Genomic DNA, 20204 nt, shown 5'->3' with positions numbered 1-20204 from the left:
TCTTTGGAAAGAGGTTTTTTGTTTTCTCATGGAAGGTGGCTGAGGCTCTCGAAGCCACCATTACCTTAAAAAACAACCAGATTCTTCAGGATCGCTTCCGATTTCAGTTCCGTTTCCCTCCATTCTTTTTCCGGGCTGCTTTGGGCTGTAATGCCGCCACCAACAAATACATGTACAGAATCTTTGTAAAGCCTTGCACATCTTAAATTCACGAAATACATTACATTTTCATCGGTCTCTACTTTAATAAAACCGGAATACAGTTCACGGGGAAATTTTTCAAGTTCCTGAATACTTCTTTTGCAAAAATCCTTTGGAATGCCGCAGACTGCCGGGGTAGGATGGAGGTCATTAATGAGACTGTCCAGATCTTCATGATTAATTTGGGCTTTAAAATCTGTCCGTAAATGTTTGATATTTCCCGAAATATGATCGTAAGTGTCTGATATTTCTATATTTCCGGAATAGTTCCTAAGGGTATCCTGAATATAGGACGTTACAGGTTTTTGTTCTTCAATTTCTTTTTCCGTCCATTCTTCAGATACCGGAAGTGTTCCTGCAAGGCTCATGGTTTCAAATTCATGAGTTGTTTTGTTGAATTTTCCCAGGATTTCTGAAAAAGCTCCCATCCAGGCATTTTGTCCGTCATTAAAAATATATCTGAATGCATTGGGATAAGATGCACAAAGTTTTTTAAAGCTTTCTTTAAAATCAATCTGATTAAAATCCCTGAAGATATTTCTTCTTGAATATACAAGTTTTGGAAGCTTATGATCTTTAATTACAGCAATAACCTGATGAAGACTGTCAATATATTCTTCCCTGGTTTCTGTATTAAAAAAGCTTTCGTCTTTCAATAAGCTTTCACTGGTAATAATATCCTGTTCAAACTTTTCAGAAGCATTGATAATATCACCTTCAAAACCGATCTGCCTTAAGAGGTCAAAAGAATGAAACTGAACGGATTCTTCGTTTGCATTCTGATCATTTGAATATACCGTTTCATCGAAGGGAAGTTTGAAATAAATCATGAGCTGTGGATAGATTTTTGAAAATCACCGACCGAAAAATATAACAGGAAATTTCCGGTAATTTTCCTTTCAGCAAAGGTATTACTAGTCTTAAAAATGTCAAAATTTAAAGACTGTTTTTTAACAAAACATTTCTCATATTATAGTTTTGAAATAAAAAAAGACCCGGAAAATTGGGTCTTTTTTTGTATTGATATTCAGATTATCTCAGAAGAATATTGTTCGTCATCGTTGTATGGTTGATAAGTACTCCTTTTTCATCCCTGATCTCGATTTCAGAAACATGCATTGTTTTTCCTTTTCTGATGAACCGTGCCGTGGCTGTTACGATCCCGTCTTTTTTACTTTTAAGGTGGTTGGAATTGATATTGGTTCCTACTCCGTAATATTTACTGCCATCGATGAACATATTAGACAGGCTTGAACCTAACGTTTCCGCCAGCACGCAGCTTGCTCCTCCGTGAAGGATCCCGAATGGCTGATGTACTTTTGGTTGCACTGGCATTGTAGCGGTCAGGGTTTCATTTTCAACGTCAATGTCTATGAATTGTATTTCAAGTGTTTTGGCTAATGTTACCCCGTTTCCCCAGGAGTTTAAGAACGCAAGGAGCTCTTCTTTGGTCTGACCTTTCATGCTATAAATGATAAATGATGAATTATAAATGATAATTGATTGAGCGAATTGATCTTGTTAGCTTTTAACTTCTTCTTCGTTGTCGCTGCCCATGATATTCGGATTCCAGTTTGCCGGAATTTTCGGAATGATGTCATATTTTACATAGTAATTTTGAATCTCCGCCATGATCTCAGAAAACGGAACTGAAGCAATTCTTTCGTAGGGGATGGTATAGCCCAGATAAACAATTTTTCTTTTGAAATCACCTGCAGCCAGCACAATGGGAACTTTTGCAGCCAGGGCCATATGATAGAATCCTTTTCTCCACTTCGGTACCCAGCTTCGGGTTCCTTCAGGAGTAATAACAAGACTGAAGTCTTCCTTTTCGAATTGCTTGGCAACAAAATTCACCAGGTCGTTTTTCTGGCTTCTGTCGATACCAATACCTCCAAGCCCTTTTACAACACTTCCGTACCATGCTTTGGTGTGGGCGTCTTTAATGATAATTTTCAAAGGCTTTTCTAAAGACCAGTAGGCAAGATTTCCTAACAGATATTCCATGTTGTGGGTATGGGGTGCCACCACAAGGATACATCGGTTCAGACTTTTTGCATCGCCTTGTAGCACGACTTTCCAGCCCAACATCTTTAACATCAGTTTACCTATCAGTTTTTTCATATAGCTTTAGATTAAAAACAAAAAAGTATAACCAATTTGGTTATACTTTACAAATATATTGAAATATTATCGCTCTTAAAACAAACCGCTGATTAAATCTACGATCTTCATAACAATTTCTAATGCAACTTGTACCATGGTTAAGGTGTTTTTTAATGATTTGGCTAATTATTTTTTAACTATACGAATGTATAACATTTTTTTAACATAGCGAACTAAATAATGATATTTTTTTGTAATCTCTGAGAGAAGAAGAGTGTGAATTTCAAACGGTTGCCCTCCATTCACACCTTCTGCACTCTCTGAAGTTAATTATTTAGTTTGTATGGAAATTTCGTCTTTTCCGTCTTTGATTTTGATGTCTACGTTTTTGTTCATTTTTTTGATGGTAGACTTCATGGAATCAATGACCTGGTCAGCCTTGGCTTTCGGAACTTTTTTCCCGTTGATGATCAGGCTGTCTTTATCATCAGAGTTATATTCAATAGTAGAACCATTTACAGAAATTTTATTTTTTTCTATGGTGATGTTTCCGTTTTCATCTTTATCCTGATCGTCATCGTTGATTCCGTCACCGTTCAGGTCTCCGTCAAAATCGATTCTGTCATGTTTTGAAGGAATTACCACTGTTTTTATCGGAACTACCAATTCATAATTGATGCTGTAATCTCTGAATCTGTGCTCGTAAGGATATTTTACGTAGTTCGGAAGAATTATTTTGTTGTTTACAATTTCTACAGGAACGTTTACATTCAATGGAAGGTTGTATCCTTTCGCTTCTTTTTTAATAATTAAATAAGGAGTTTTGATATCAGCTTTTCTTGTTACATCTACATGAACCCAGTCTTTTTCGAACACAGAGACTTTATCAGAATAAAGATCGTCGTCATAAGCTTGGAAGTTCTGAGGAATCGTTACCTGCTTCACATCAACATAGATGCTGTCTGATTGTGTATTGATTGCTACTTCTTCTGTATCTTCTTTATGACCTTTCAGGAACATTTCTTTTTTAGCCATGCTTACTCCAAAGAATGTTCCCAAACATATTACTGCCAAGAATAAAACTCCTAAAACCCAACCGATATTTCTCAACTTAGTTTTTGGTGAAAAAATCTTAATACTTAGCAGGCTGAAAAGAACGGCAGGAATTAAAGATCCAACAATAATTAATGCTAAAAATACATTGTAAAGCCCATCGTTATCAAGAAGAAATTTCATTTCATCAGCTCCGGGAAAGTTGGAGTCAATTCCGAAAAGACCAAAGACTACAAATACACCTATAATGCTGCTTACAGCCATAAATGCGAAGAAGATTCCAATAATATATTTTAAAACATTCCAGATTCCGCTTCCTGCATTGCTGATGTAAGGCTTATTTTCAGTGTAAATTTCACCTGCTCTGGTTGTTGTCTCGTTGGCGAATTGCACAATTTTACTAGATTCTTCCTTTAAATTATCAAAGTTCAATGGCTTTCCTTTCATTTTCAAAAAATCTGATGCAGTTTCTGCTTTAGGTAATACTGCCCAAAGAATAAAATATAAAAGGACAATTAAAAACGAAGACCCAGGGGCAACCCAAAGAAAAAGAAATGCACCTACCCAAATTAATCTCATCCAAGTGATGTCCATACCAGAGTATGCGGCTAAACCGGCACAAACTCCTGCGATCTTTTGTCTTTCAGGGTCACGGAACAGTTGTTTCTTATCAGAATATGTAGTTCCTGTAGTATTTTGTCTATTGCTGTTTTTTTCAGAATAGTAAGCTTCTTCCTGCTCTTCGATCTTTTCAGGAGTACCGATCTGAGCAATTACTCTTTCTACATCTCCATCGTTGATGACTTCTCTTTTACCTAAAGAATCTTTGAAGATTTCAACCATTCTGATTTCTATGTCATGCATTACCTCTTCTGCTTCTGAAGCATCTAATGAGCTTCTAAGAGCATTCAGGTAGTCGCTGAGCTTTATATATGCGTGTTCTTCTATAGTGAAAGAAAAACCTGCGAGTCCTATTGAGAGTGTCTTGTTCATAGCTTTGTTTTTTAATTTTTTTGTGTGATTTGGTTTACTGAATCTGTCAGTTCTGCCCAGGTATTTTGAAGTTCGTCCAAGAAGAGTTTTCCTTTTTCTGTGATCTGGTAATATTTTCTTGGAGGTCCTCCGGTAGATTCTTCCCATCTGTAGGAAAGGAATTCGCCATTTTTCAGTCTTGTAAGGAGAGGATAGAGGGTGCCTTCCACTACATCCAGTTTTCCTTTTTTAAGTTCATCGATAAGGTCGGAAACATACATTTCACGATGATTGATGAGACTTAAAATACAGAATTCCAGAATTCCTTTACGCATTTGCGCTTTGGTATTTTCAGTATTCATCTTTAATAAGTTTTGTTAATTAGTTATATTTTCAGAATAAATGTTCCTAGCTAGTTGAACCTATTCCGATTTTACATTACAAAGATATATAAATAAAATGGTATTATGCAATACAAAGTAGTGAAATAATTTTAATGTTTAATTTAAAATATTGATAATCAGTGTGATAATTTTTATATAAAATTTCCTTTGGATTTAGATTGAATCAAAATCGGTCATGAAATTTTAAATTTTTGTACTTTTGAATGAGATTTCACAGAAAAAATTAAAAATCAAGCACAACCCAGATGAATCACAAAATAGTATGGTCCCTTATTCTTTTCGGAAACTTTTATTTTGCTCAGAACCAGTTCGAATTAAAAGATGCTTCAAAGAATTATGATGTAAAAATCAACGTGGAAACCTGCGAAAACAATGAATGCAGTGGAAAATCAACTGTTGAGCTTTTGGATAAGAAGACTTCCCGAACATTCCAGATCTTAACTTCAGAGAATTTAAACTTCTATCTGAATGAAGACCAGAAGCCTACCGCAAATATCATTCAGTTATATAATGAACAGAGCCCATTGATTTTTGATGATTTCAACTTTGACGGAACAGAAGATATAGCCGTCAGAAACGGAAATGAAAGCGGCTATGGAGGACCTTCTTATGATGTCTATGTATTCAATATCACTAAGAAGCAATTTGTTTTAAGTGATGAATTAACAGCTCTGGCTTACGAAAATCTGGGTATGTTCAATACGGATTCTGAAAGAAAAAGATTGATTACCTATTCAAAATCTGGTTGCTGCTGGCATCTCACAACGGAATATACGGTAGTGCCACAACGCGGATTGTTTAAAGTATATGAGCTGGAAGAAGATGCAACAGGCGGTGAAACAGTAAAAGTGACTAAAAAAGAATTTATCAACGATAAATGGATAAAGAATATTAAAACCTATCCCATCAACGAATATTATAAAAATTAACAATGAAGATACAGAAGGAAATCGATTTTATCCTGGCAGTGGATGCACTGAAAAATGTACAAAGAAGAAATTATAATGCCGACGATTCCAGAAGAGAAAATACGGCAGAACACTCATGGCAGATCATTATTCTGGCCCAGATTCTTTATCCATACGCTAAAAACCGTGTAGATATTGATCTTTTACGTGTCATAAGAATGCTTTCTATTCATGACTTGGTAGAAATAGAGGCGGGAGATACTTTTCTTTTTGATGAAAAAGCAATGGTAGGAAAATTTGAAAGAGAGAAAGTTTCAGCACAGAAAATTTTTGGAATCCTGGATGAACCTTTACGCACAGAATTTTTTGAGCTATGGCTTGAATTCGAGGAAGAAAAGACCCCGGATGCTATTTTTGCCTGTTCAATCGACCGTATCATGCCGTTTATCCTGAACTCTCATACTTCAGGAAAAAGCTGGACGGAAGCCGGCGTTACCGAAAAACAGATCAGAAATATGCTTGAAAATGCTATCACAAGGGCATCAGATGAAATGGGTGAGGCCTTTGAAATGTTATTGAGTAAAAGTCTGGAGACTGAAAAAGTCCTCAGATAGTTTTAAAGAAACTCAATGTCTTTTAAAACAAGGTTTCGGGCGGCCGCAGGCCGCCCGAAACCTTGTTTTAATCAGAATTAATTACATGATCCTGATCGGCTTTTTAAATTCGTCAATAGCCACAAACGTAAAATCACCCACAATGGCTCTTTCCCTTTCATAAGAGTACATCTGTTCCGTATAGATTTCCACATTCACTTTCATACTGGTTTTTCCGACATAGGACACCTTTCCGATCAGTTCTACAATTGTTCCGGCAGGAATAGGTTTTTTGAAATCGATCTTATCGCTGCTTACGGTTACCACTCTTTTTCTTGCAAAACGTGTCGCGGTGATAAAAGCAACTTCATCCATCAGCTGCATGGCCGTCCCTCCGAAAAGAGTATCGTAGTGGTTGGTTGTGTTCGGGAAAACCGCTTTAAAAATTCTGGTTTCGGATGCTGCAATTCTTTCTTCTGTAGTCATATTTCATTATTAATTAATGCGAAATGAAATATATTAAAATAACAGAACAGTGACAGGAACATAAGAATTCCTGAAGCAGTCCATCAGATCAATAACTTCAATCGCGAAAGTTTCTTGTTTAAAGAAATAGGCAGGTCTCCTGACTTGTAACATCTTTTACCTCCTTCCCATGCCCCGCACAGTGGATCCTTGATAAAGACTTCAGTTACTTACAGTTGCGCGACAGTCCGTGATTTTCACACGGTTCCCTTTTAATCTGCGTTAAGCAGAACCAGTTTCTGTGATGAATGAGCGTTAAAACTTTTTCAGGGCAAAAATAAGAATATTACAGAAAAAAACGGCAACTATTCAGGACTATTGTAAATAATCTGGCTCATTACCCTTCCTTCGTTGATCGTCCAGAGAGTGGTGTACCTGTTTTCACCGGAACCATTGATCATATAAAGGTAGATATGATCATTATCAAGAGCAGTTACCCCGATATTGTTGAAATCCATGGTAGGCTGGAACATATTTTTAATAGCTTCCCTTACAAAAACAGAACCTCTTCCAGGCTGCTGAACCCTGATGGATTTGATCTCCGTCATCCCTTCAGGAAGTGCATCTTTGATTCCCCATGGCTTTACTTTATCGATGGTAAGAATTTTTCCGTCTGCATCTTTTTCCTGCTTTCTGTAACCGGCATTGGAAGGGTAAACATCAATAACGACCTTGGTTCTTTGGGCAGTTGGTATTTTAGGATTGCTGTTGTCTGTGAAAATAAGTGATTTCCCGTTCTTGGATTTTGAAGGCGTGAACTGAGGAAGCTGATCGATGAAAGCAACACGCCCCTTATTGACCATTCCTTCCTTCTCAAGATTCTCATATCTCACAAAAGGCTTTTCTTCATCCTGTTTTTCAGGATATTTGATCCAGATCCATTCCGTTTCTCCCGGTGCAGGCTTTACATAAACAAATACATCACCTTTACGCATCCGGATTTTGTCCACGATTTTTCTGTAGTCATCCTTGTGAACACGTACATTGGCGTAGCCTTCTTCAGCTTTTACAACGCCGAAAGGAACCTTACTCTGTCCCCTGACAAATGCTAAGGAAAAAAGACTGAAAGCGGATAAGTACAATGCTTTGTTTACGGAAATCATTCTATGAAATTTTTAATCCTTCAAATATATAAATTAAATGCTTTTTTGCTCCGTAAAATATAACGGTATTTGAATAAAATGATCAATATGTTCTAAAAAGTTATTTCTTGGTCAGATAATAATGAAATATTTTCTATAAAATGCTTAAAGTGTAATATTTATTAATTAAAATGTAATAATATATAAATAATTTAACCTATTTTTCAGAAGAAAATCCATAAATAACTAAATATGATCAGAAATTTACTTTTTATACTTCTGCTTTTTTCAGGTGCACTACAATTTCAGGCAGCCAGCAGAATGAAAAACATTTGCGCCGAATCTGCCTTTACCGTTCCGATGAATTTAGAAGCTTCCAATATCAGTTTTACTTCTGCACATATCACCTGGGATCCTATACCCGGAGCTACAGGTTATACCGTGAGATGGAGGGCATCAACATCTGCGGTATGGCTCTCGATGAATATTCCTGCCGGGACCACTTCTGTTGATCTGAATAATCTCACACCCTGTCTGGGACATATGGTTCAGGTGATTGATAATGCTTCCGGAGATATATCCTTTCCGTTAACCTTCTATACCCATCTTAATTACTGCAGATCCACTTCTACTAATTTGGGAACACTTTATTTATCAAACGTTACAATAACTCCTTCCGGGGGACTTCCTGCGATGGTAAGTGCTTCATCGATGTCAAACCATACGGATTTTCGTATTGACTTACCCCGTCGTATACAGCTTGGGGTAGGCTCCGTAAATAATGTTATATCGGTAACATCCAGCTGGGCAGGAGCACCGGGGATATCTTATGTAAAAGCGTGGATAGATTTTAATGCGAACGCAATTTTTGAGGCCTCGGAAATGATCGTTTCTACTATGGTAGATTCTACGAATCCTAAAGCTTTTATATTTAATGTTCCTTCTCTTGCCAATATAACACAGTGCGGGACAGCGATGAGGGTGATAATCAGTGAAACAATGCCTGCTGGCCCGTGCGAAATATTTTCGTATGGAGAAGTGGAAGACTATGGAGTAACTTTTGTGAACACGAATCTTGCTGTAGATGAAACCACGAAATCCAAAGAAATAAGTATCTATCCGAATCCTGCTGCAGATGTTTTGAATATTTCAGGACTTTTCTCACAAGCTGAGTATGAGATTTTCTCAGTCTCAGGACAGAAAATGGGAGAGGGCAGAATATCTGGCAATACAGTAGATGTTCGTCATCTTGCTAAGGGAATTTACTTTATTCAGCTTAAAAGTGAAGGAAATACAATCCGTTTGAAATTTATCAGGAAATAATAAAATAAAACAGCGCTGAATATTCAGCGCTGTTTTTTATAAGTTATAAAGCTATAACTCCTAAATTGTCAGATCCTTTCCAGCTCATCCGCATTAATCGTCGTCTTAAAAGTTCCGTAATTCACAATCACTTTATTTTTTGAAATCTTTTCAATCGTTCCTACGCTGGTACTTCCCGGAATACGAACACGCTGGCCTTCTTTCATCCACACAGCACGGTCAGTTTTGCGCTTTTCTTCCAGTTTTTCATTGGTTTCAGCAATTTTTTCGATCACTTCTTCCTTTTTAAGCTGCTGGGTGATCTTTCTTTTCACTACCTGAAGACGTTTCGATTCATCTTTATCTGCGCCTATTTTCCTGAATTTCTCCTGCTCAAGCAGCTTCACGAAATCTTTCACCACATCTTTTCTCGATTTTCCTTTTACGTAACTGTCGATGAAAGTTTCAATCTTATTACCGAACTGAAGCTTGCGGTGTTCCTCTTCATACAGTTTCTGGAAATTGAAAAGCTTCTGCTGTAGCTGCTCGTTCAGTTTCTGTAAATTATCGCGCTTATCTTCTACGGATTCTTTTCTTTCGGCAAGGTCAGTTTTCAGCTTTTCAACCTCAAATTTTTCCTGCTGAAGCTTTACGATGGTTTTATCCAGGTTCACAATGTCGTGTTCCACCTTCTTTTTCGCAGCATGAATGATAAACCTTGGAATCCTGTTTTTCTCAGCCACTTCAAAAGTAAATGAGCTTCCTGCCTGTCCCACTTCCAGTTTGTACATGGGCTCCAGCGTTTCCTCATCAAAAAGCATCGCTGCATTTTCAGCATGCGGAAGCTGCTCTATTACCAGTTTGATATTTGTATAGTGTGTGGTAATGATGGCAAAACTCTTTTTATCGTAGAAATACTCCATGAAGCTTTCCGCAAGGGCACCACCAAGCTCAGGGTCAGATCCCGTCCCGAATTCATCAATTAGCAACAGGGTATTACCATCAGCTTCACGGATAATTCCAGCCATTTTCTTCAGTCTGGAAGAATAAGTTGAAAGATGGTTTTCAATAGATTGATTGTCACCGATATCTGTCATGATTTTTTCAAAAAAGAACATTTCAGACCTTGGATGTACCGGTACCAGAATTCCGCTCTGGATCATCAGCTGCAGCAGTCCAACGGTTTTCAGGGTGATGGATTTCCCTCCTGCATTCGGCCCGGAAATACAGATAATTCTGTTATGATCCGTTAAACTCAAAGTTTGTGGGAAAATAGTCTTATTTTCTGCCTTATTTCTCAGCCACAGTAGCGGATGAAATGCATCTTTAAGCTTTAATGTTCTGTGACGGTTGATCTTGGGAAGGATTCCGTTAACCAGTTCTGCAAATTTTGCCTTTGCTCTCGTAAGGTCAAGGTCAAAAATGTAAACCTGGTATCTCCACAACTGGGGCTGGAACTCTGCCAGTTCAGCAGTAAGCTTTCTTAAAATTTTGTCGATTTCTTTTTTCTCTTCTTCTTCACTTTCACGGAGCTTGAAGTAATGCTTTACTACACTGTCCGGCTGGATATAAGTAATAGAACCTGTTTTTGAAATTCCTAAAACTCTTCCGGCCACCCTTTTTTTGAATCCCGATTTTACAGCTAAAACTCTTTGATCCTCAATAATGGTTTCGCGGATATCATCCAGAAATTCACTTTGTCCGTAATTGAACAAAGCACGGTTGAAATTCTCCTGAATGGCTTTTTTAGCCACCTGAATTTCAGAACGGAGCTCCTTCAGAACAGGAGAGGCATCACTTTTCACTTCTCCAAAACGGTTAAAGACCTTATCTATCTTATCAATAATTTCTTTTTTGAATTCCAGCTCAGAAACATCACCTATCAGTTTAGGAAAAGTGTCAGGCATGGTTGGGAAAAACTTCTGAAGCTTTCCTATCTGTTCAGTTAAGGTTTTTATTTTAATGAAAGCACTGTTTTCCAGACGGTAATTCTCGATCAGCATTAATTTCAGCTCACTTTCGATATCTTCGTATTCATCGAACGGAATTGCATTTGAACTTTCAAAACTCGAAAGGTATTCCGACGTTTTTTTCAGGGAAAGTTCCGCCTCGTCAATTTCCATGGGACGAAGTTGAAGAATTTTTTCTCTCGTTTTCGGAGAATACGCAAATGGAGAGATCTCCGCGAGCAATTGCGGAAACTCTAATTCGTTTAAATCTTCTTTATTTATATACACAATGCAAATTTAGTGAGAAAATGTGAATTTAATTTGAAAATGAGTTAATTTGAGAATTTGAAAATGGGGTAATTATTAAGTTTTAGTACATTTGGAAATATGAAACTCGAAACAGAACGATTATTATTAAAAGAAATCAACGAAAGCCACGTTGAAGATATTTTACGGATCCGCAGCAATGAAGTGATCAATCAGTTTGTGAAAAGGAATTCTCCGAAAAATAATTATGATGCGCTTCAGTTTATTTTAACCATCAAGAAAAACACCCGGAATAACCAGACAGTTTATTTGGGAATTTCTTTAAAACATCAGCCCGATCTTATCGGAACGATCTGCCTCTGGAATTTTTCTGAAGACAGAAAGACAGCGGAAGTAGGATATGAACTCTTACCTGAATATCACAGAAAGGGCATCATGTCGGAAGCTTTGGAAGCGGTTTTAAAACTCGGATTTAATGAACTGCACCTTCAGGAAGTAGTGGCAATGACCCATAAATTCAATGAAAGCTCGAAAAATCTTCTGCTGAAGCACCATTTTGTTTTGGAAGAGGAGAGAAAAGATGAAGACTTTCCTGATAATATTGTTTTTAGCTTAAAGAAGTATCACTAGTTTGATGATATTACAAATAAAAAAGTATTTCTGATTATTCTAAAATTACTGATATTTAATAGCTTTATTGACAGTGGCAGGTATTGCTTTTTTGATTGAAAAATGATTATTATGTATATTTGAAAATTATAAAAAATTAATGAACCCCAATCGAGGGCAATTCAAAGAAAATATGTTTTATAATTATGTCAATATCTGATCGAAAATAATATTACAATGACCTGGACTGAAATTTTAGCCCCGATAAAAAATACGGAATATTTTAAAAACCTTTTGGAAAAAGTAAAACAGGAATACGCAACCACAAAAGTTTTTCCACCTAAAAACCAGATATTCAGAGCGCTGGAAATTACTCCCTTTGAAGATGTTGAGGTGGTGATTATAGGACAGGATCCTTATCATAATGACTTTCAGGCGAATGGATTGTGCTTTTCTGTTTCTGAACAGGTTGCTGCACCGCCGTCTCTTAAAAATATTTTCATTGAATTAAAAGATGATCTAGGAATTGTAAGAACTTCAAAAGAGCTGGATGATTGGGGAAAACAGGGCGTTTTATTGTTGAATGCAACTTTAACGGTTCGTGCGCACACTCCGAATTCTCACAAAGATTTAGGATGGGAAAAATTCACTGATTTTATCATCAAAGAAATTTCAGATAAAAAAGAAAATGTTGTTTTCGTTTTGTGGGGCGCTTTTGCACAAAAAAAGGCCGAACTCATTGATCCGGCCAAGCATTTTATTTTAAAGTCTGCGCATCCGTCTCCATTTTCTGTGTACAGAGGATTTTTCGGAAGCAAACCTTTCTCGAAAATTAACGAATACCTTATTTCAAAAGGAAAGAAACCTATTTCCTGGTAGTTTCCGATCTGGTAGCTCCGGTTTTGGTGAATTTGATCCCGATTCTGTATTTTCCTTCCAAAGCTTTTGCCCCTCCGTCGGATTTCGGGAATGGGCTTACCTCTTCCAGTGAAATGGTATATCCGTTGAATCCTTCAGACTGGTGGTAATTTCTTCCGGCATTATCCATCGTGGCAAGATTTAAAATCACAGGTCTGGAAGTAGTGCTCATAACTTCTACCTGTGCTATGGCAACGCCTGCCCAGATGCAGTTGGCGCCCTCAGGACAACGGCTGTCTTCGGAAATTCCTTTGAATGTAACATTCATCTGATATTTCGGAAGAAATTTATTTTCTCCCTGATTAAAATAAACGATACCTTCTTTTTCTGAAGCCTTGGTGCCTTTCGTGCCTGAAGCTGCTCCGGCTTTTACTTCCGGTGTTTTTGCTTTCTTCTGGGCATTGCAGCCTGCTAAGGTCAGCATTCCCAAACTTAATATAATGGCTTTATGAAACATATCTTTTTTTTTTGATGTGAATTTATTTATAATTAATCTGTCAAAACTGCAATGCCGGAAATCTGACATCAAGCATTATTCCATCCACCTTTTCCAGCTTCCGTCTAAATTTTAATATTATGTTGTTTAAATAACACCAAGCATATTCAATACTACTACCAAAAACATTGCCACACCTACCACAAGGCTGAAACCTGTTCCGTAAATGAAGCCGATAAATGCTCCTTTAGTCGATTGCAGGGCCTTATTCATATCCTTGCTGTCATGAAGAAGTTCCCCGATAAATACGCCGGCAAACATTCCTACCAGGAATCCTAAAGGAATAGGAATAAAAATTCCTACGATGGTTCCGATGATTGATCCGATGCTTCCCCAGCGTGTACCTCCATATTTTCTGTTGGTTTTTGCAGGAATTACATAGCTGAGTACTACAGAAATTAAGGTAAGGATCACAAAAGCCCAGATATAGATCATAGGCAGATCGGCATCCGTCCCGAATTTATAGATCAGAAGACCACAGATACTCAGTACAAGTCCCGGAAGTACAGGTAGGAAAGTACCCAGTATTCCTAGAACCAGTAAAATAAGACAGAGAATATTGATTAAGGCTGTATCCATTCTTTAAAATTATCTATGCAAGATAGGAAAAAAGAAAATTTGCAGGAGCCTTTTTCATATTTGGGATGAAAATTGATTGTCAATAGCTACATCATCATTCTTTATTTATAAATTTGCTGTAATGAAAGACGAAATACAGGATACAAAAAGCTTTTTGCAGGAAATAAGTGATCAGCTTTATATTTATATCAGCCAGGTGACGCCTGGCGGTATGGATTGGGTCGTTCATATTATTGTTAAGTTAGGGCTGTTGTGTGCCGTGTTTTTAGTGGTGGATTTTATCTTTAAATTCGTTATTAATTTTGTTTTCAGATTTTTTAAAAGTGATGAAAAATATCCGGTTATACGGTCCGTTTATCAGTCTAAAATCTCGAATTCTGTTGCTCATTTTGCAGCACTTTTGGTAGTAGGAGCCATTCATCCGTCCATATTTCCTGCTACAGCACTTCCTAAAACCAATATTTTTATCAACAGATCCATCAATTTAGGTTTGGTAATGATTCTGGCGGGAATGCTTTACAGATCACTGACGGGTTTCAGGTATTTCTTCACCATAAAACAGGATTTTTATAAGATCATGGCACTGAATGCCATTTCGGAAACTGTAAAGATCCTGGGAATCTTCATTTTTTCTGTCGTAGGGCTTTGCGTAATATTCGGGATCAAAGGAACTACTATTGTCGGAAGCTTAGGGGCCATTACTGCTGTATTGGTTCTCGTTTTCAGGGATACTATTTTAGGTTTTGTAACCGGGATCCATGTGGCTACCTCCAAAAATCTGAAAGTAGGGGATTGGGTAAGTATTCCAAAATACAGCATCGAAGGAAACATTACTGATATAAGTCTTCTCACAACGAAGATCACCAATTTCGATAAAACAGTTTCAACCATTCCTACTTATGATCTCCTGACCACGGAGATTAAAAACCTCCAGGTGATGTCTGAATCCAATACCAGAAGGATTAAGAAATCTATTTATTTCAATATCAATTCTTTTAAATTTTTGAACGAAGAAGATATTGAACGCCTGAAAGAAATCAACCTGATCTCAGACTACCTGGAAGAGAAAACACAGGAAATTGAACAAGAAAAACAAAATCTGGAGCATAATGATAAAACCATTAATGGAAGACAGCTTACCAACATCGGGGTTTTCAGGTATTATGCACAGAAATATATAGAAAATGATCCTGATATAGATCAGAAAGGAGCAAAAATGGTCCGCCAGCTGGATATTACTCCGCAAGGGCTTCCGCTTGAGATATATTGTTTCTCTAACGATTCAAAATGGGAACATTTCGAGCAGATTCAGGCAGATATTTTTGACCATCTGCTGGTTGCTTCGAAGGAATTTGATCTTCAGGTAATGCAGATCAGCTTAAAGGTCTGATGAAACAATATTTATATAGATCTCTAAAATTAATTTAATTATGATAATGAGGAAATTAAAGTGCGGTATGCAATGAATGGTTTCAAGCTTCTATCCTTATTATCTAACATCAATAAAAAATGACAAAACTAAGCGTAAACATCAATAAAATTGCGACGATAAGAAATGCAAGAGGAGGTGAAACACCAAGCGTAACAGAAGCGGCAGTGAAAATCCAGGAATTTGGCGGACAGGGAATTACCATCCATCCAAGACCTGATGAAAGACATATCACCAGAAAAGATGTGTATGACCTGAAACCCCTTGTTACCACTGAATTCAACATTGAAGGAAACCCTCACCGTTCTTTTATTGATATGGTTCTTGAGGTAAAGCCTGAACAGGTAACTCTTGTCCCTGATGCGGACGATGCCATCACATCCAATGCAGGCTGGGATACCAAAAAACATCTGGATTTCCTTACAGAAATTATTGCAGAATTTAAGAATGCAGGAATCCGTACCTCTGTTTTTCTTGATCCTTTGCCGGAACTTGTAGAATACGCTGCAAAATCAGGAGCTGACAGAATTGAGCTGTATACTGAAGCTTACGCAAAAAATTACCTTACCAACAAAGACAAGGCTATAAAACCTTATTATGAAACGGCACTGGCTGCAACCGAGTTTGGGTTAGGAATTAATGCAGGACACGACCTGAGTCTTGAAAATTTAAAATATTTTGCAGACAATATTCCCAATCTTCTGGAAGTTTCCATAGGTCATGCTTTAATATCTGAAGCACTTTATATGGGGCTTGAAAATACAGTTCAGGCCTACTTAAAACGATTGGCAGTCTGGGGCTAAAAGATAGAAGCCGTGGGAGAATATTGATTAGTTGCAATATTCATCTACTCATTTCTAAGCTTATCTACTCATTTCTAAAATCAAAAAAATGGACATCTTAAACTCAAAAATATTTGGCGAAAATCTTACGGTGACGCCGCTTCTTGTATTTCACGGACTTTTTGGAATGCTTGATAACTGGGGAAGCTTCGGGAAAGACCTGGGTGAGTATCTTCCCGTACACCTGATCGACCTGAGAAATCATGGCAGAAGTTTTCATTCCGAAAGCATGACGCACGACGATCTGGCTGATGATATTGCCCGCTATATGGATCATTACGGAATTCAGAAAGCATATGTTCTGGGGCATTCCCTGGGTGGAAAAGCAGTTATGCAGTTTGCCCTGAAATATCCTGAAAGAGTAGAAAAGCTTATTGTAGTGGATATTTCACCAAAAGCCTATCCCCCTCATCATCAGGGGATTATTAAAGCTCTTGAAACTGTAGATTTTAATACAGTGAGCTCGAGGGCAGAAGTAGAAGCCGTATTGAGTCAGTATATTCCTGAAAAATCCACGATCCAGTTTTTAGCGAAGAATCTGTATTGGGATGATAACAAAAAACTGAATTGGAGATTCAATCTTAAAACCTTATCTGAAAAATATAACGAATTTGTTTCCAATGCTGTTAAATTTGGAATTTTCGAAGGCGATTCCTTGTTTATTGCAGGAGAAAAATCGAATTATATTCTTCCTCAGGACGAATACGGAATCAAACAGCAGTTTCCAAAAGCTAAAATAGTTACGGTTAAAAATGCTGGGCATTGGGTTCAGGCCGAAAATCCGGTAGATTTCGCGAAAGTTGTTAAAGAGTTTTTGAATTTAAATTAATTTATTTCTGTCTTTTGATTGGTTTAGTTAAATTTTTCTTAAAATAAAAATATTATTTCCCCATATGTTGAAATTTTTTGTACTTTAGTTTTGTTTAAAAACTAAATATAATAACTTATGGAAAAGAAAAATTCAAAGAAACCCTTCTTCGCTTCATTTTTAGAAAAACAAATCAGCGATCCTGAAAAAATCCAGGGTGGGGGCATTACTACATCTACTACAGATGTTATTACTATACCTGAAAGGGATAATGTTACAACATCACCGTTTCTCGACAATGCAACAACTCCGTTAAAGGACCAGGCTGTAACTATGAAGTACCCGTCTGACAGCGATGAGTCTGGGGAATTAGACATTCTTTAAACCGGAATAAAAACAATAACCAACTCAAAGATTATGAAAGACGAAAATTCAAAAAAGAAGCCGTTCTTTGCCTCATTTCTGGAAAAGCAGATTAAAGATCCGGAAACCGTTCAGGGTGGCGGCATTATTTCAAACACAGATAACGACATCGTTACTGCACCTTCTATTGATAACGTTACAGCACAGATTTTTGATCATGTCACCCATCCAAGCAAGGACCTTCTGGTAACTATGAAGTATCCTTCAGACGGTGATGATGATGTGGTCTAAATTTCTACAGAATACAATTACAAGTATACTTTCAACCAAAACTAAATTATTATGAAAGACAAAAATTCAAAAAAGAAGCCGTTCTTTGCGTCATTCCTGGAAAAGCAGCTTAAAGATCCTGAAACGATTAAAGGAGGAGACACAGGGATTATTACCGACACTTTAAAAGACTCAATCACTAAGCCGTCTATCGATGTAGTAACGTCCCCTAAAGATGATATGATGCACACGCTGAAATATCCGTCTGACGGAGATGATGATGCTCCAACAGTTCCACTGGACTAAAACGAAATATTAATCGTATTAATACAATCATTCCCAAGGAAACTTACACTAAGTTTCCTTTTTTAATAAAAACCGGCAAATGATTCTCTGCATTACCCATTCACAGGATTTTTATAATATTGATCTGTTTTTTGCATATCTCAACTCTAAAAATATTCCGTATTTCAGGCTGAATTCCGACCATATGAATCATCTCCAGAAGATCAGTGTGAATGAAGATTCATTTGAACTGACCGATGAATCCGGAAATACCGTTCATTCCAAAGATATTAAAGGAGTGTGGCACAGGAAAGCCTGGGGCATACCTGTTCCCGAAGAACTGGATGAAGAGTACAGAAAAATATTCCTGAGCGGATACGCCAACCTTCGTTATAACCTTATTACTGTTTTAGAAAATATTCCATGGATCAATCCTTATGAAAATGAAAGGAAAATTGATGGAAATAAAATGCTTCAGCTGAAAACGGCCAAAGAAAATCATCTAACCGTTCCCAAAACCATTTTCTCCAATGATGAAGAAAAGATTACTGCCTTCTTTCATGAATTCTGTAACGGAAAAGCAGTGGCAAAACTGCACAGCCTGACTGCAAAAACCATGAATGGGGAGAATCTTATCTCAACAATGATCATTGAAGAAGATACCCTGCAGCATATTGCAGATATTATGTATTGCCCGATGATCTTTCAGCCGTATATCGATAAAGAATATGAATTGAGGATTGTTTACATAGCCGGAGACTTTTTCACCGGAAAGATCAATAACAGTGACAATGCAGACTGGAGGGTGGCACAGGGAAACTATATCTGGTCTGCTTATGAACTGCCGGAAAATATCAAAGCGGGCCTTGCTTCCATGATGCAGGAAATGGGACTTTATATCGGAGCAATAGATATGATCAGGGGAAAAGACGGGGAATATTATTTCCTTGAAGTAAATCCGCAGGGAGAATGGGGAATGCTTCAGAAAGAGTTGGGCTTTCCCATTGCAGAAAGAATCGCCGATAACCTTATAAAAAGAATTAACAATCCATGAATAAAATATTAATCATTACGCATACAGCAGATAACTTTTCAATTGAAAAAGTAACGGAATATATAGAAAAAAATGGCTGCGAGGTCATCCGTTTCGATGTGGATCTGTATCCTATACAAAATAAACTTTCAACGGTATATCAGGATGGAGAATGGATCAGTGTTCTTGAAACAAAAGGAGCAAAGTACCGTCTGGATGATATTGCTGCTGTTTGGTACAGGAGAGCCTATAATATCGGAAGCGGGGTAAAAGAGGAAATGGATAAAAAATTCTATGGCGCTGCTATGGGTGAGATCCGAAATACGCTTTTCGGATTTATAGAGTCTGTGGATGCTTATGCACTAGGGAAACCGGGCATTTACAGAAGACTGGACAGTAAAGAAGAGCAGCTTAAAATTGCAGTTAAATTAGGACTTAAGATTCCTGAAACCTGCCTGACGAACAACCCGGAAGAAGCAAGGCAGTTCATCCTTAAACATCAGAATGTGATCGCTAAAATGCAGACTGGTTTTGCTATTTACGAAGACGGAGTGGAAAGCGTAGTCTTTACCAATGTTGTTAACGAAGACAAACTTGAGGAATTGGATTCGTTGGTATATTGCCCGATGCAGTTCCAGAAAAAAATTGAGAAGAAAAAAGAGCTTCGCGTTACCATTGTAGGGCAGGACGTTTATGCTTTTGAAATAGATTCCCAGCAGTCTGAAGATGCAAAAGTCGATTGGAGAAAGGACGGTGTAAACCTGCTTACAAAATGGATAAGAACAGAGCTTCCTTCTGATATTGAAACCAAGCTTCTTGAACTTTTAGATGTATACAATGTGGATTATGGTGCCATAGACATCATTGTTTCCCCGGAAGATGAATATTATTTCATTGAGATCAATGCGGCAGGTGAATTTTTCTGGCTGGATAATCTGACGGAAGGGAATCAGATTTCCAAGAGCATTGCAGACGTTCTTTGTGATAAGGCTCCGAGAAGAAATAATATGGTTATGGCTTGAAAAAGCAATGTAATTTAATATAAAGGCACAAAAGATAAATGTCAATCTTTTGTGCTTTTTTTGTGTCTAATAGTGATGTGTTATGCTTAACCACCCCGTCAAAAATTCATAGAATTTTTGCCACCCCTCCAGGGGAGGGGAATGTGATCCGACAAATATCTGTTGTTTTACGGAACTCCTTATTCAAA

The 20204-nt window shown here is 37.4% G+C and carries 23 protein-coding genes and 1 riboswitch; of the genes, 13 read left to right on the top strand and 10 right to left on the bottom strand.

Translation table 11 applies throughout. From position 1 onward, the window contains the following. Positions 1 to 65 precede the first annotated feature (65 nt). The 5 genes from ACM40_RS07355 to ACM40_RS07335 form a co-directional block, all read right to left on the bottom strand. Complete coding sequence (locus ACM40_RS07355; RefSeq protein ID WP_048502179.1) at positions 66 to 1031, bottom strand: chorismate-binding protein; 966 nt, start codon at positions 1029 to 1031, stop codon at positions 66 to 68. Between the two features lie 202 nt (positions 1032 to 1233). Then, positions 1234 to 1665, bottom strand: coding sequence for a PaaI family thioesterase (locus tag ACM40_RS07350; RefSeq protein ID WP_048502178.1), 432 nt, complete (start codon positions 1663 to 1665; stop codon positions 1234 to 1236). A gap of 57 nt (positions 1666 to 1722) precedes the next feature. After that, positions 1723 to 2325, bottom strand: coding sequence for a 1-acyl-sn-glycerol-3-phosphate acyltransferase (locus tag ACM40_RS07345; RefSeq protein WP_048502177.1), 603 nt, complete (start codon positions 2323 to 2325; stop codon positions 1723 to 1725). A 312-nt stretch (positions 2326 to 2637) separates the two neighbouring features. After that, positions 2638 to 4353, bottom strand: coding sequence for a PspC domain-containing protein (locus ACM40_RS07340; RefSeq protein ID WP_048502176.1), 1716 nt, complete (start codon positions 4351 to 4353; stop codon positions 2638 to 2640). An 11-nt stretch (positions 4354 to 4364) separates the two neighbouring features. Continuing rightward, positions 4365 to 4694: a PadR family transcriptional regulator gene (locus ACM40_RS07335; RefSeq protein WP_040998703.1), complete on the bottom strand. Its 330-nt coding sequence runs from the start codon at positions 4692 to 4694 to the stop codon at positions 4365 to 4367. Between the two features lie 287 nt (positions 4695 to 4981). Here ACM40_RS07335 and ACM40_RS07330 point away from each other — a divergent pair, with 287 nt between their 5' ends. Next, entirely contained in the window at positions 4982 to 5665 is a 684-nt protein-coding gene (locus ACM40_RS07330; protein ID WP_048502175.1) for an XAC2610-related protein, read from the top strand. Positions 5666 to 5667: 2 nt separating this feature from the next. After that, a complete protein-coding gene (locus tag ACM40_RS07325) occupies positions 5668 to 6258 on the top strand; it encodes an HD domain-containing protein (RefSeq protein WP_048502174.1) in 591 nt (196 codons plus the stop codon). A gap of 81 nt (positions 6259 to 6339) precedes the next feature. Here the strand turns inward: ACM40_RS07325 and ACM40_RS07320 are convergent, their stop codons facing one another. Both ACM40_RS07320 and ACM40_RS07315 read right to left on the bottom strand, forming a co-directional pair. Next, entirely contained in the window at positions 6340 to 6723 is a 384-nt protein-coding gene (locus ACM40_RS07320; protein WP_048502173.1) for an acyl-CoA thioesterase, read from the bottom strand. A gap of 111 nt (positions 6724 to 6834) precedes the next feature. After that, a riboswitch (cobalamin riboswitch) is annotated at positions 6835 to 7014 on the bottom strand. 53 nt (positions 7015 to 7067) lie between these two features. Next, positions 7068 to 7865 (bottom strand): hypothetical protein, encoded by a 798-nt coding sequence (locus ACM40_RS07315; protein WP_048502172.1) that lies wholly within the window; start codon positions 7863 to 7865, stop codon positions 7068 to 7070. A gap of 231 nt (positions 7866 to 8096) precedes the next feature. On the opposite strand from ACM40_RS07315, the gene ACM40_RS07310 reads away from it, so the two are divergent. Next, positions 8097 to 9167 (top strand): GEVED domain-containing protein, encoded by a 1071-nt coding sequence (locus tag ACM40_RS07310; RefSeq protein ID WP_048502171.1) that lies wholly within the window; start codon positions 8097 to 8099, stop codon positions 9165 to 9167. Positions 9168 to 9235: 68 nt separating this feature from the next. Here the strand turns inward: ACM40_RS07310 and ACM40_RS07305 are convergent, their stop codons facing one another. Then, positions 9236 to 11383, bottom strand: coding sequence for an endonuclease MutS2 (locus tag ACM40_RS07305; protein WP_048502170.1), 2148 nt, complete (start codon positions 11381 to 11383; stop codon positions 9236 to 9238). A gap of 99 nt (positions 11384 to 11482) precedes the next feature. On the opposite strand from ACM40_RS07305, the gene ACM40_RS07300 reads away from it, so the two are divergent. Together ACM40_RS07300 and ACM40_RS07295 are read left to right on the top strand one after the other, a co-directional pair. Then, positions 11483 to 11992 carry a GNAT family N-acetyltransferase gene (locus ACM40_RS07300; RefSeq protein WP_048502169.1) on the top strand — a complete coding sequence of 170 codons (510 nt, stop codon included), beginning with the start codon at positions 11483 to 11485 and terminating at the stop codon, positions 11990 to 11992. Between the two features lie 216 nt (positions 11993 to 12208). Further along, positions 12209 to 12850 (top strand): uracil-DNA glycosylase, encoded by a 642-nt coding sequence (locus tag ACM40_RS07295; protein WP_048502168.1) that lies wholly within the window; start codon positions 12209 to 12211, stop codon positions 12848 to 12850. Here ACM40_RS07295 and ACM40_RS07290 read toward each other — a convergent pair. After that, a complete protein-coding gene (locus ACM40_RS07290) occupies positions 12837 to 13346 on the bottom strand; it encodes a hypothetical protein (protein ID WP_048502858.1) in 510 nt (169 codons plus the stop codon). The two genes, ACM40_RS07295 and ACM40_RS07290, sit on opposite strands and share 14 nt — an antisense overlap. 126 nt (positions 13347 to 13472) lie before the next feature. Then, positions 13473 to 13964 carry a DUF456 domain-containing protein gene (locus ACM40_RS07285; RefSeq protein ID WP_048502167.1) on the bottom strand — a complete coding sequence of 164 codons (492 nt, stop codon included), beginning with the start codon at positions 13962 to 13964 and terminating at the stop codon, positions 13473 to 13475. Positions 13965 to 14085: 121 nt separating this feature from the next. Between ACM40_RS07285 and ACM40_RS07280 the strand changes: the two genes are divergently transcribed. The 8 genes from ACM40_RS07280 (at position 14086) to ACM40_RS07245 (ending at position 20016) form a co-directional block, all read left to right on the top strand. Continuing rightward, positions 14086 to 15354, top strand: a complete 1269-nt coding sequence (locus tag ACM40_RS07280) for a mechanosensitive ion channel family protein (RefSeq protein WP_048502166.1) — start codon at positions 14086 to 14088, stop codon at positions 15352 to 15354. A gap of 119 nt (positions 15355 to 15473) precedes the next feature. Next, positions 15474 to 16196, top strand: a complete 723-nt coding sequence (locus ACM40_RS07275) for a pyridoxine 5'-phosphate synthase (protein WP_048502165.1) — start codon at positions 15474 to 15476, stop codon at positions 16194 to 16196. A gap of 88 nt (positions 16197 to 16284) precedes the next feature. Continuing rightward, positions 16285 to 17064, top strand: coding sequence for an alpha/beta fold hydrolase (locus ACM40_RS07270; protein WP_048502164.1), 780 nt, complete (start codon positions 16285 to 16287; stop codon positions 17062 to 17064). Positions 17065 to 17181: 117 nt separating this feature from the next. Further along, complete coding sequence (locus ACM40_RS07265; RefSeq protein ID WP_048502163.1) at positions 17182 to 17427, top strand: microviridin/marinostatin family tricyclic proteinase inhibitor; 246 nt, start codon at positions 17182 to 17184, stop codon at positions 17425 to 17427. Positions 17428 to 17460: 33 nt separating this feature from the next. Further along, positions 17461 to 17697: a microviridin/marinostatin family tricyclic proteinase inhibitor gene (locus ACM40_RS07260; protein WP_048502162.1), complete on the top strand. Its 237-nt coding sequence runs from the start codon at positions 17461 to 17463 to the stop codon at positions 17695 to 17697. Between the two features lie 51 nt (positions 17698 to 17748). Beyond that, positions 17749 to 17982: a microviridin/marinostatin family tricyclic proteinase inhibitor gene (locus tag ACM40_RS07255; RefSeq protein ID WP_048502161.1), complete on the top strand. Its 234-nt coding sequence runs from the start codon at positions 17749 to 17751 to the stop codon at positions 17980 to 17982. Positions 17983 to 18061: 79 nt separating this feature from the next. Further along, complete coding sequence (locus ACM40_RS07250; RefSeq protein ID WP_048502160.1) at positions 18062 to 19015, top strand: MvdC/MvdD family ATP grasp protein; 954 nt, start codon at positions 18062 to 18064, stop codon at positions 19013 to 19015. Continuing rightward, a complete protein-coding gene (locus ACM40_RS07245; RefSeq protein ID WP_048502159.1) occupies positions 19012 to 20016 on the top strand; it encodes an MvdD family ATP-grasp ribosomal peptide maturase in 1005 nt (334 codons plus the stop codon). The genes ACM40_RS07250 and ACM40_RS07245 overlap by 4 nt, the downstream gene beginning before the upstream one ends. The last annotated feature ends 188 nt before the right edge of the window (positions 20017 to 20204 follow it).

The organism is Chryseobacterium sp. BLS98 (assembly GCF_001045445.1).
Taxonomy (GTDB): Bacteria; Bacteroidota; Bacteroidia; order Flavobacteriales; family Weeksellaceae; genus Chryseobacterium.
The sequence above is the reverse complement of the archived record's forward strand: the minus strand, read 5'-3'. Positions and strand labels throughout refer to the sequence as shown.

Excerpts from the sequence above, each read along its gene's own strand:
- ACM40_RS07355 (WP_048502179.1), bottom strand. The coding sequence starts at position 1,031 with ATGATTTATTTCAAACTTCCCTTCGATGAAACGGTATATTCAAATGAT.
- ACM40_RS07350 (WP_048502178.1), bottom strand. The coding sequence starts at position 1,665 with ATGAAAGGTCAGACCAAAGAAGAGCTCCTTGCGTTCTTAAACTCCTGG.
- ACM40_RS07345 (WP_048502177.1), bottom strand. The coding sequence starts at position 2,325 with ATGAAAAAACTGATAGGTAAACTGATGTTAAAGATGTTGGGCTGGAAA.
- ACM40_RS07340 (WP_048502176.1), bottom strand. The coding sequence starts at position 4,353 with ATGAACAAGACACTCTCAATAGGACTCGCAGGTTTTTCTTTCACTATA.
- ACM40_RS07335 (WP_040998703.1), bottom strand. The coding sequence starts at position 4,694 with ATGAATACTGAAAATACCAAAGCGCAAATGCGTAAAGGAATTCTGGAA.
- ACM40_RS07330 (WP_048502175.1), top strand. The coding sequence starts at position 4,982 with ATGAATCACAAAATAGTATGGTCCCTTATTCTTTTCGGAAACTTTTAT.
- ACM40_RS07325 (WP_048502174.1), top strand. The coding sequence starts at position 5,668 with ATGAAGATACAGAAGGAAATCGATTTTATCCTGGCAGTGGATGCACTG.
- ACM40_RS07320 (WP_048502173.1), bottom strand. The coding sequence starts at position 6,723 with ATGACTACAGAAGAAAGAATTGCAGCATCCGAAACCAGAATTTTTAAA.
- ACM40_RS07315 (WP_048502172.1), bottom strand. The coding sequence starts at position 7,865 with ATGATTTCCGTAAACAAAGCATTGTACTTATCCGCTTTCAGTCTTTTT.
- ACM40_RS07310 (WP_048502171.1), top strand. The coding sequence starts at position 8,097 with ATGATCAGAAATTTACTTTTTATACTTCTGCTTTTTTCAGGTGCACTA.
- ACM40_RS07300 (WP_048502169.1), top strand. The coding sequence starts at position 11,483 with ATGAAACTCGAAACAGAACGATTATTATTAAAAGAAATCAACGAAAGC.
- ACM40_RS07295 (WP_048502168.1), top strand. The coding sequence starts at position 12,209 with ATGACCTGGACTGAAATTTTAGCCCCGATAAAAAATACGGAATATTTT.
- ACM40_RS07290 (WP_048502858.1), bottom strand. The coding sequence starts at position 13,346 with ATGTTTCATAAAGCCATTATATTAAGTTTGGGAATGCTGACCTTAGCA.
- ACM40_RS07285 (WP_048502167.1), bottom strand. The coding sequence starts at position 13,964 with ATGGATACAGCCTTAATCAATATTCTCTGTCTTATTTTACTGGTTCTA.
- ACM40_RS07280 (WP_048502166.1), top strand. The coding sequence starts at position 14,086 with ATGAAAGACGAAATACAGGATACAAAAAGCTTTTTGCAGGAAATAAGT.
- ACM40_RS07275 (WP_048502165.1), top strand. The coding sequence starts at position 15,474 with ATGACAAAACTAAGCGTAAACATCAATAAAATTGCGACGATAAGAAAT.
- ACM40_RS07270 (WP_048502164.1), top strand. The coding sequence starts at position 16,285 with ATGGACATCTTAAACTCAAAAATATTTGGCGAAAATCTTACGGTGACG.
- ACM40_RS07265 (WP_048502163.1), top strand. The coding sequence starts at position 17,182 with ATGGAAAAGAAAAATTCAAAGAAACCCTTCTTCGCTTCATTTTTAGAA.
- ACM40_RS07260 (WP_048502162.1), top strand. The coding sequence starts at position 17,461 with ATGAAAGACGAAAATTCAAAAAAGAAGCCGTTCTTTGCCTCATTTCTG.
- ACM40_RS07255 (WP_048502161.1), top strand. The coding sequence starts at position 17,749 with ATGAAAGACAAAAATTCAAAAAAGAAGCCGTTCTTTGCGTCATTCCTG.
- ACM40_RS07250 (WP_048502160.1), top strand. The coding sequence starts at position 18,062 with ATGATTCTCTGCATTACCCATTCACAGGATTTTTATAATATTGATCTG.
- ACM40_RS07245 (WP_048502159.1), top strand. The coding sequence starts at position 19,012 with ATGAATAAAATATTAATCATTACGCATACAGCAGATAACTTTTCAATT.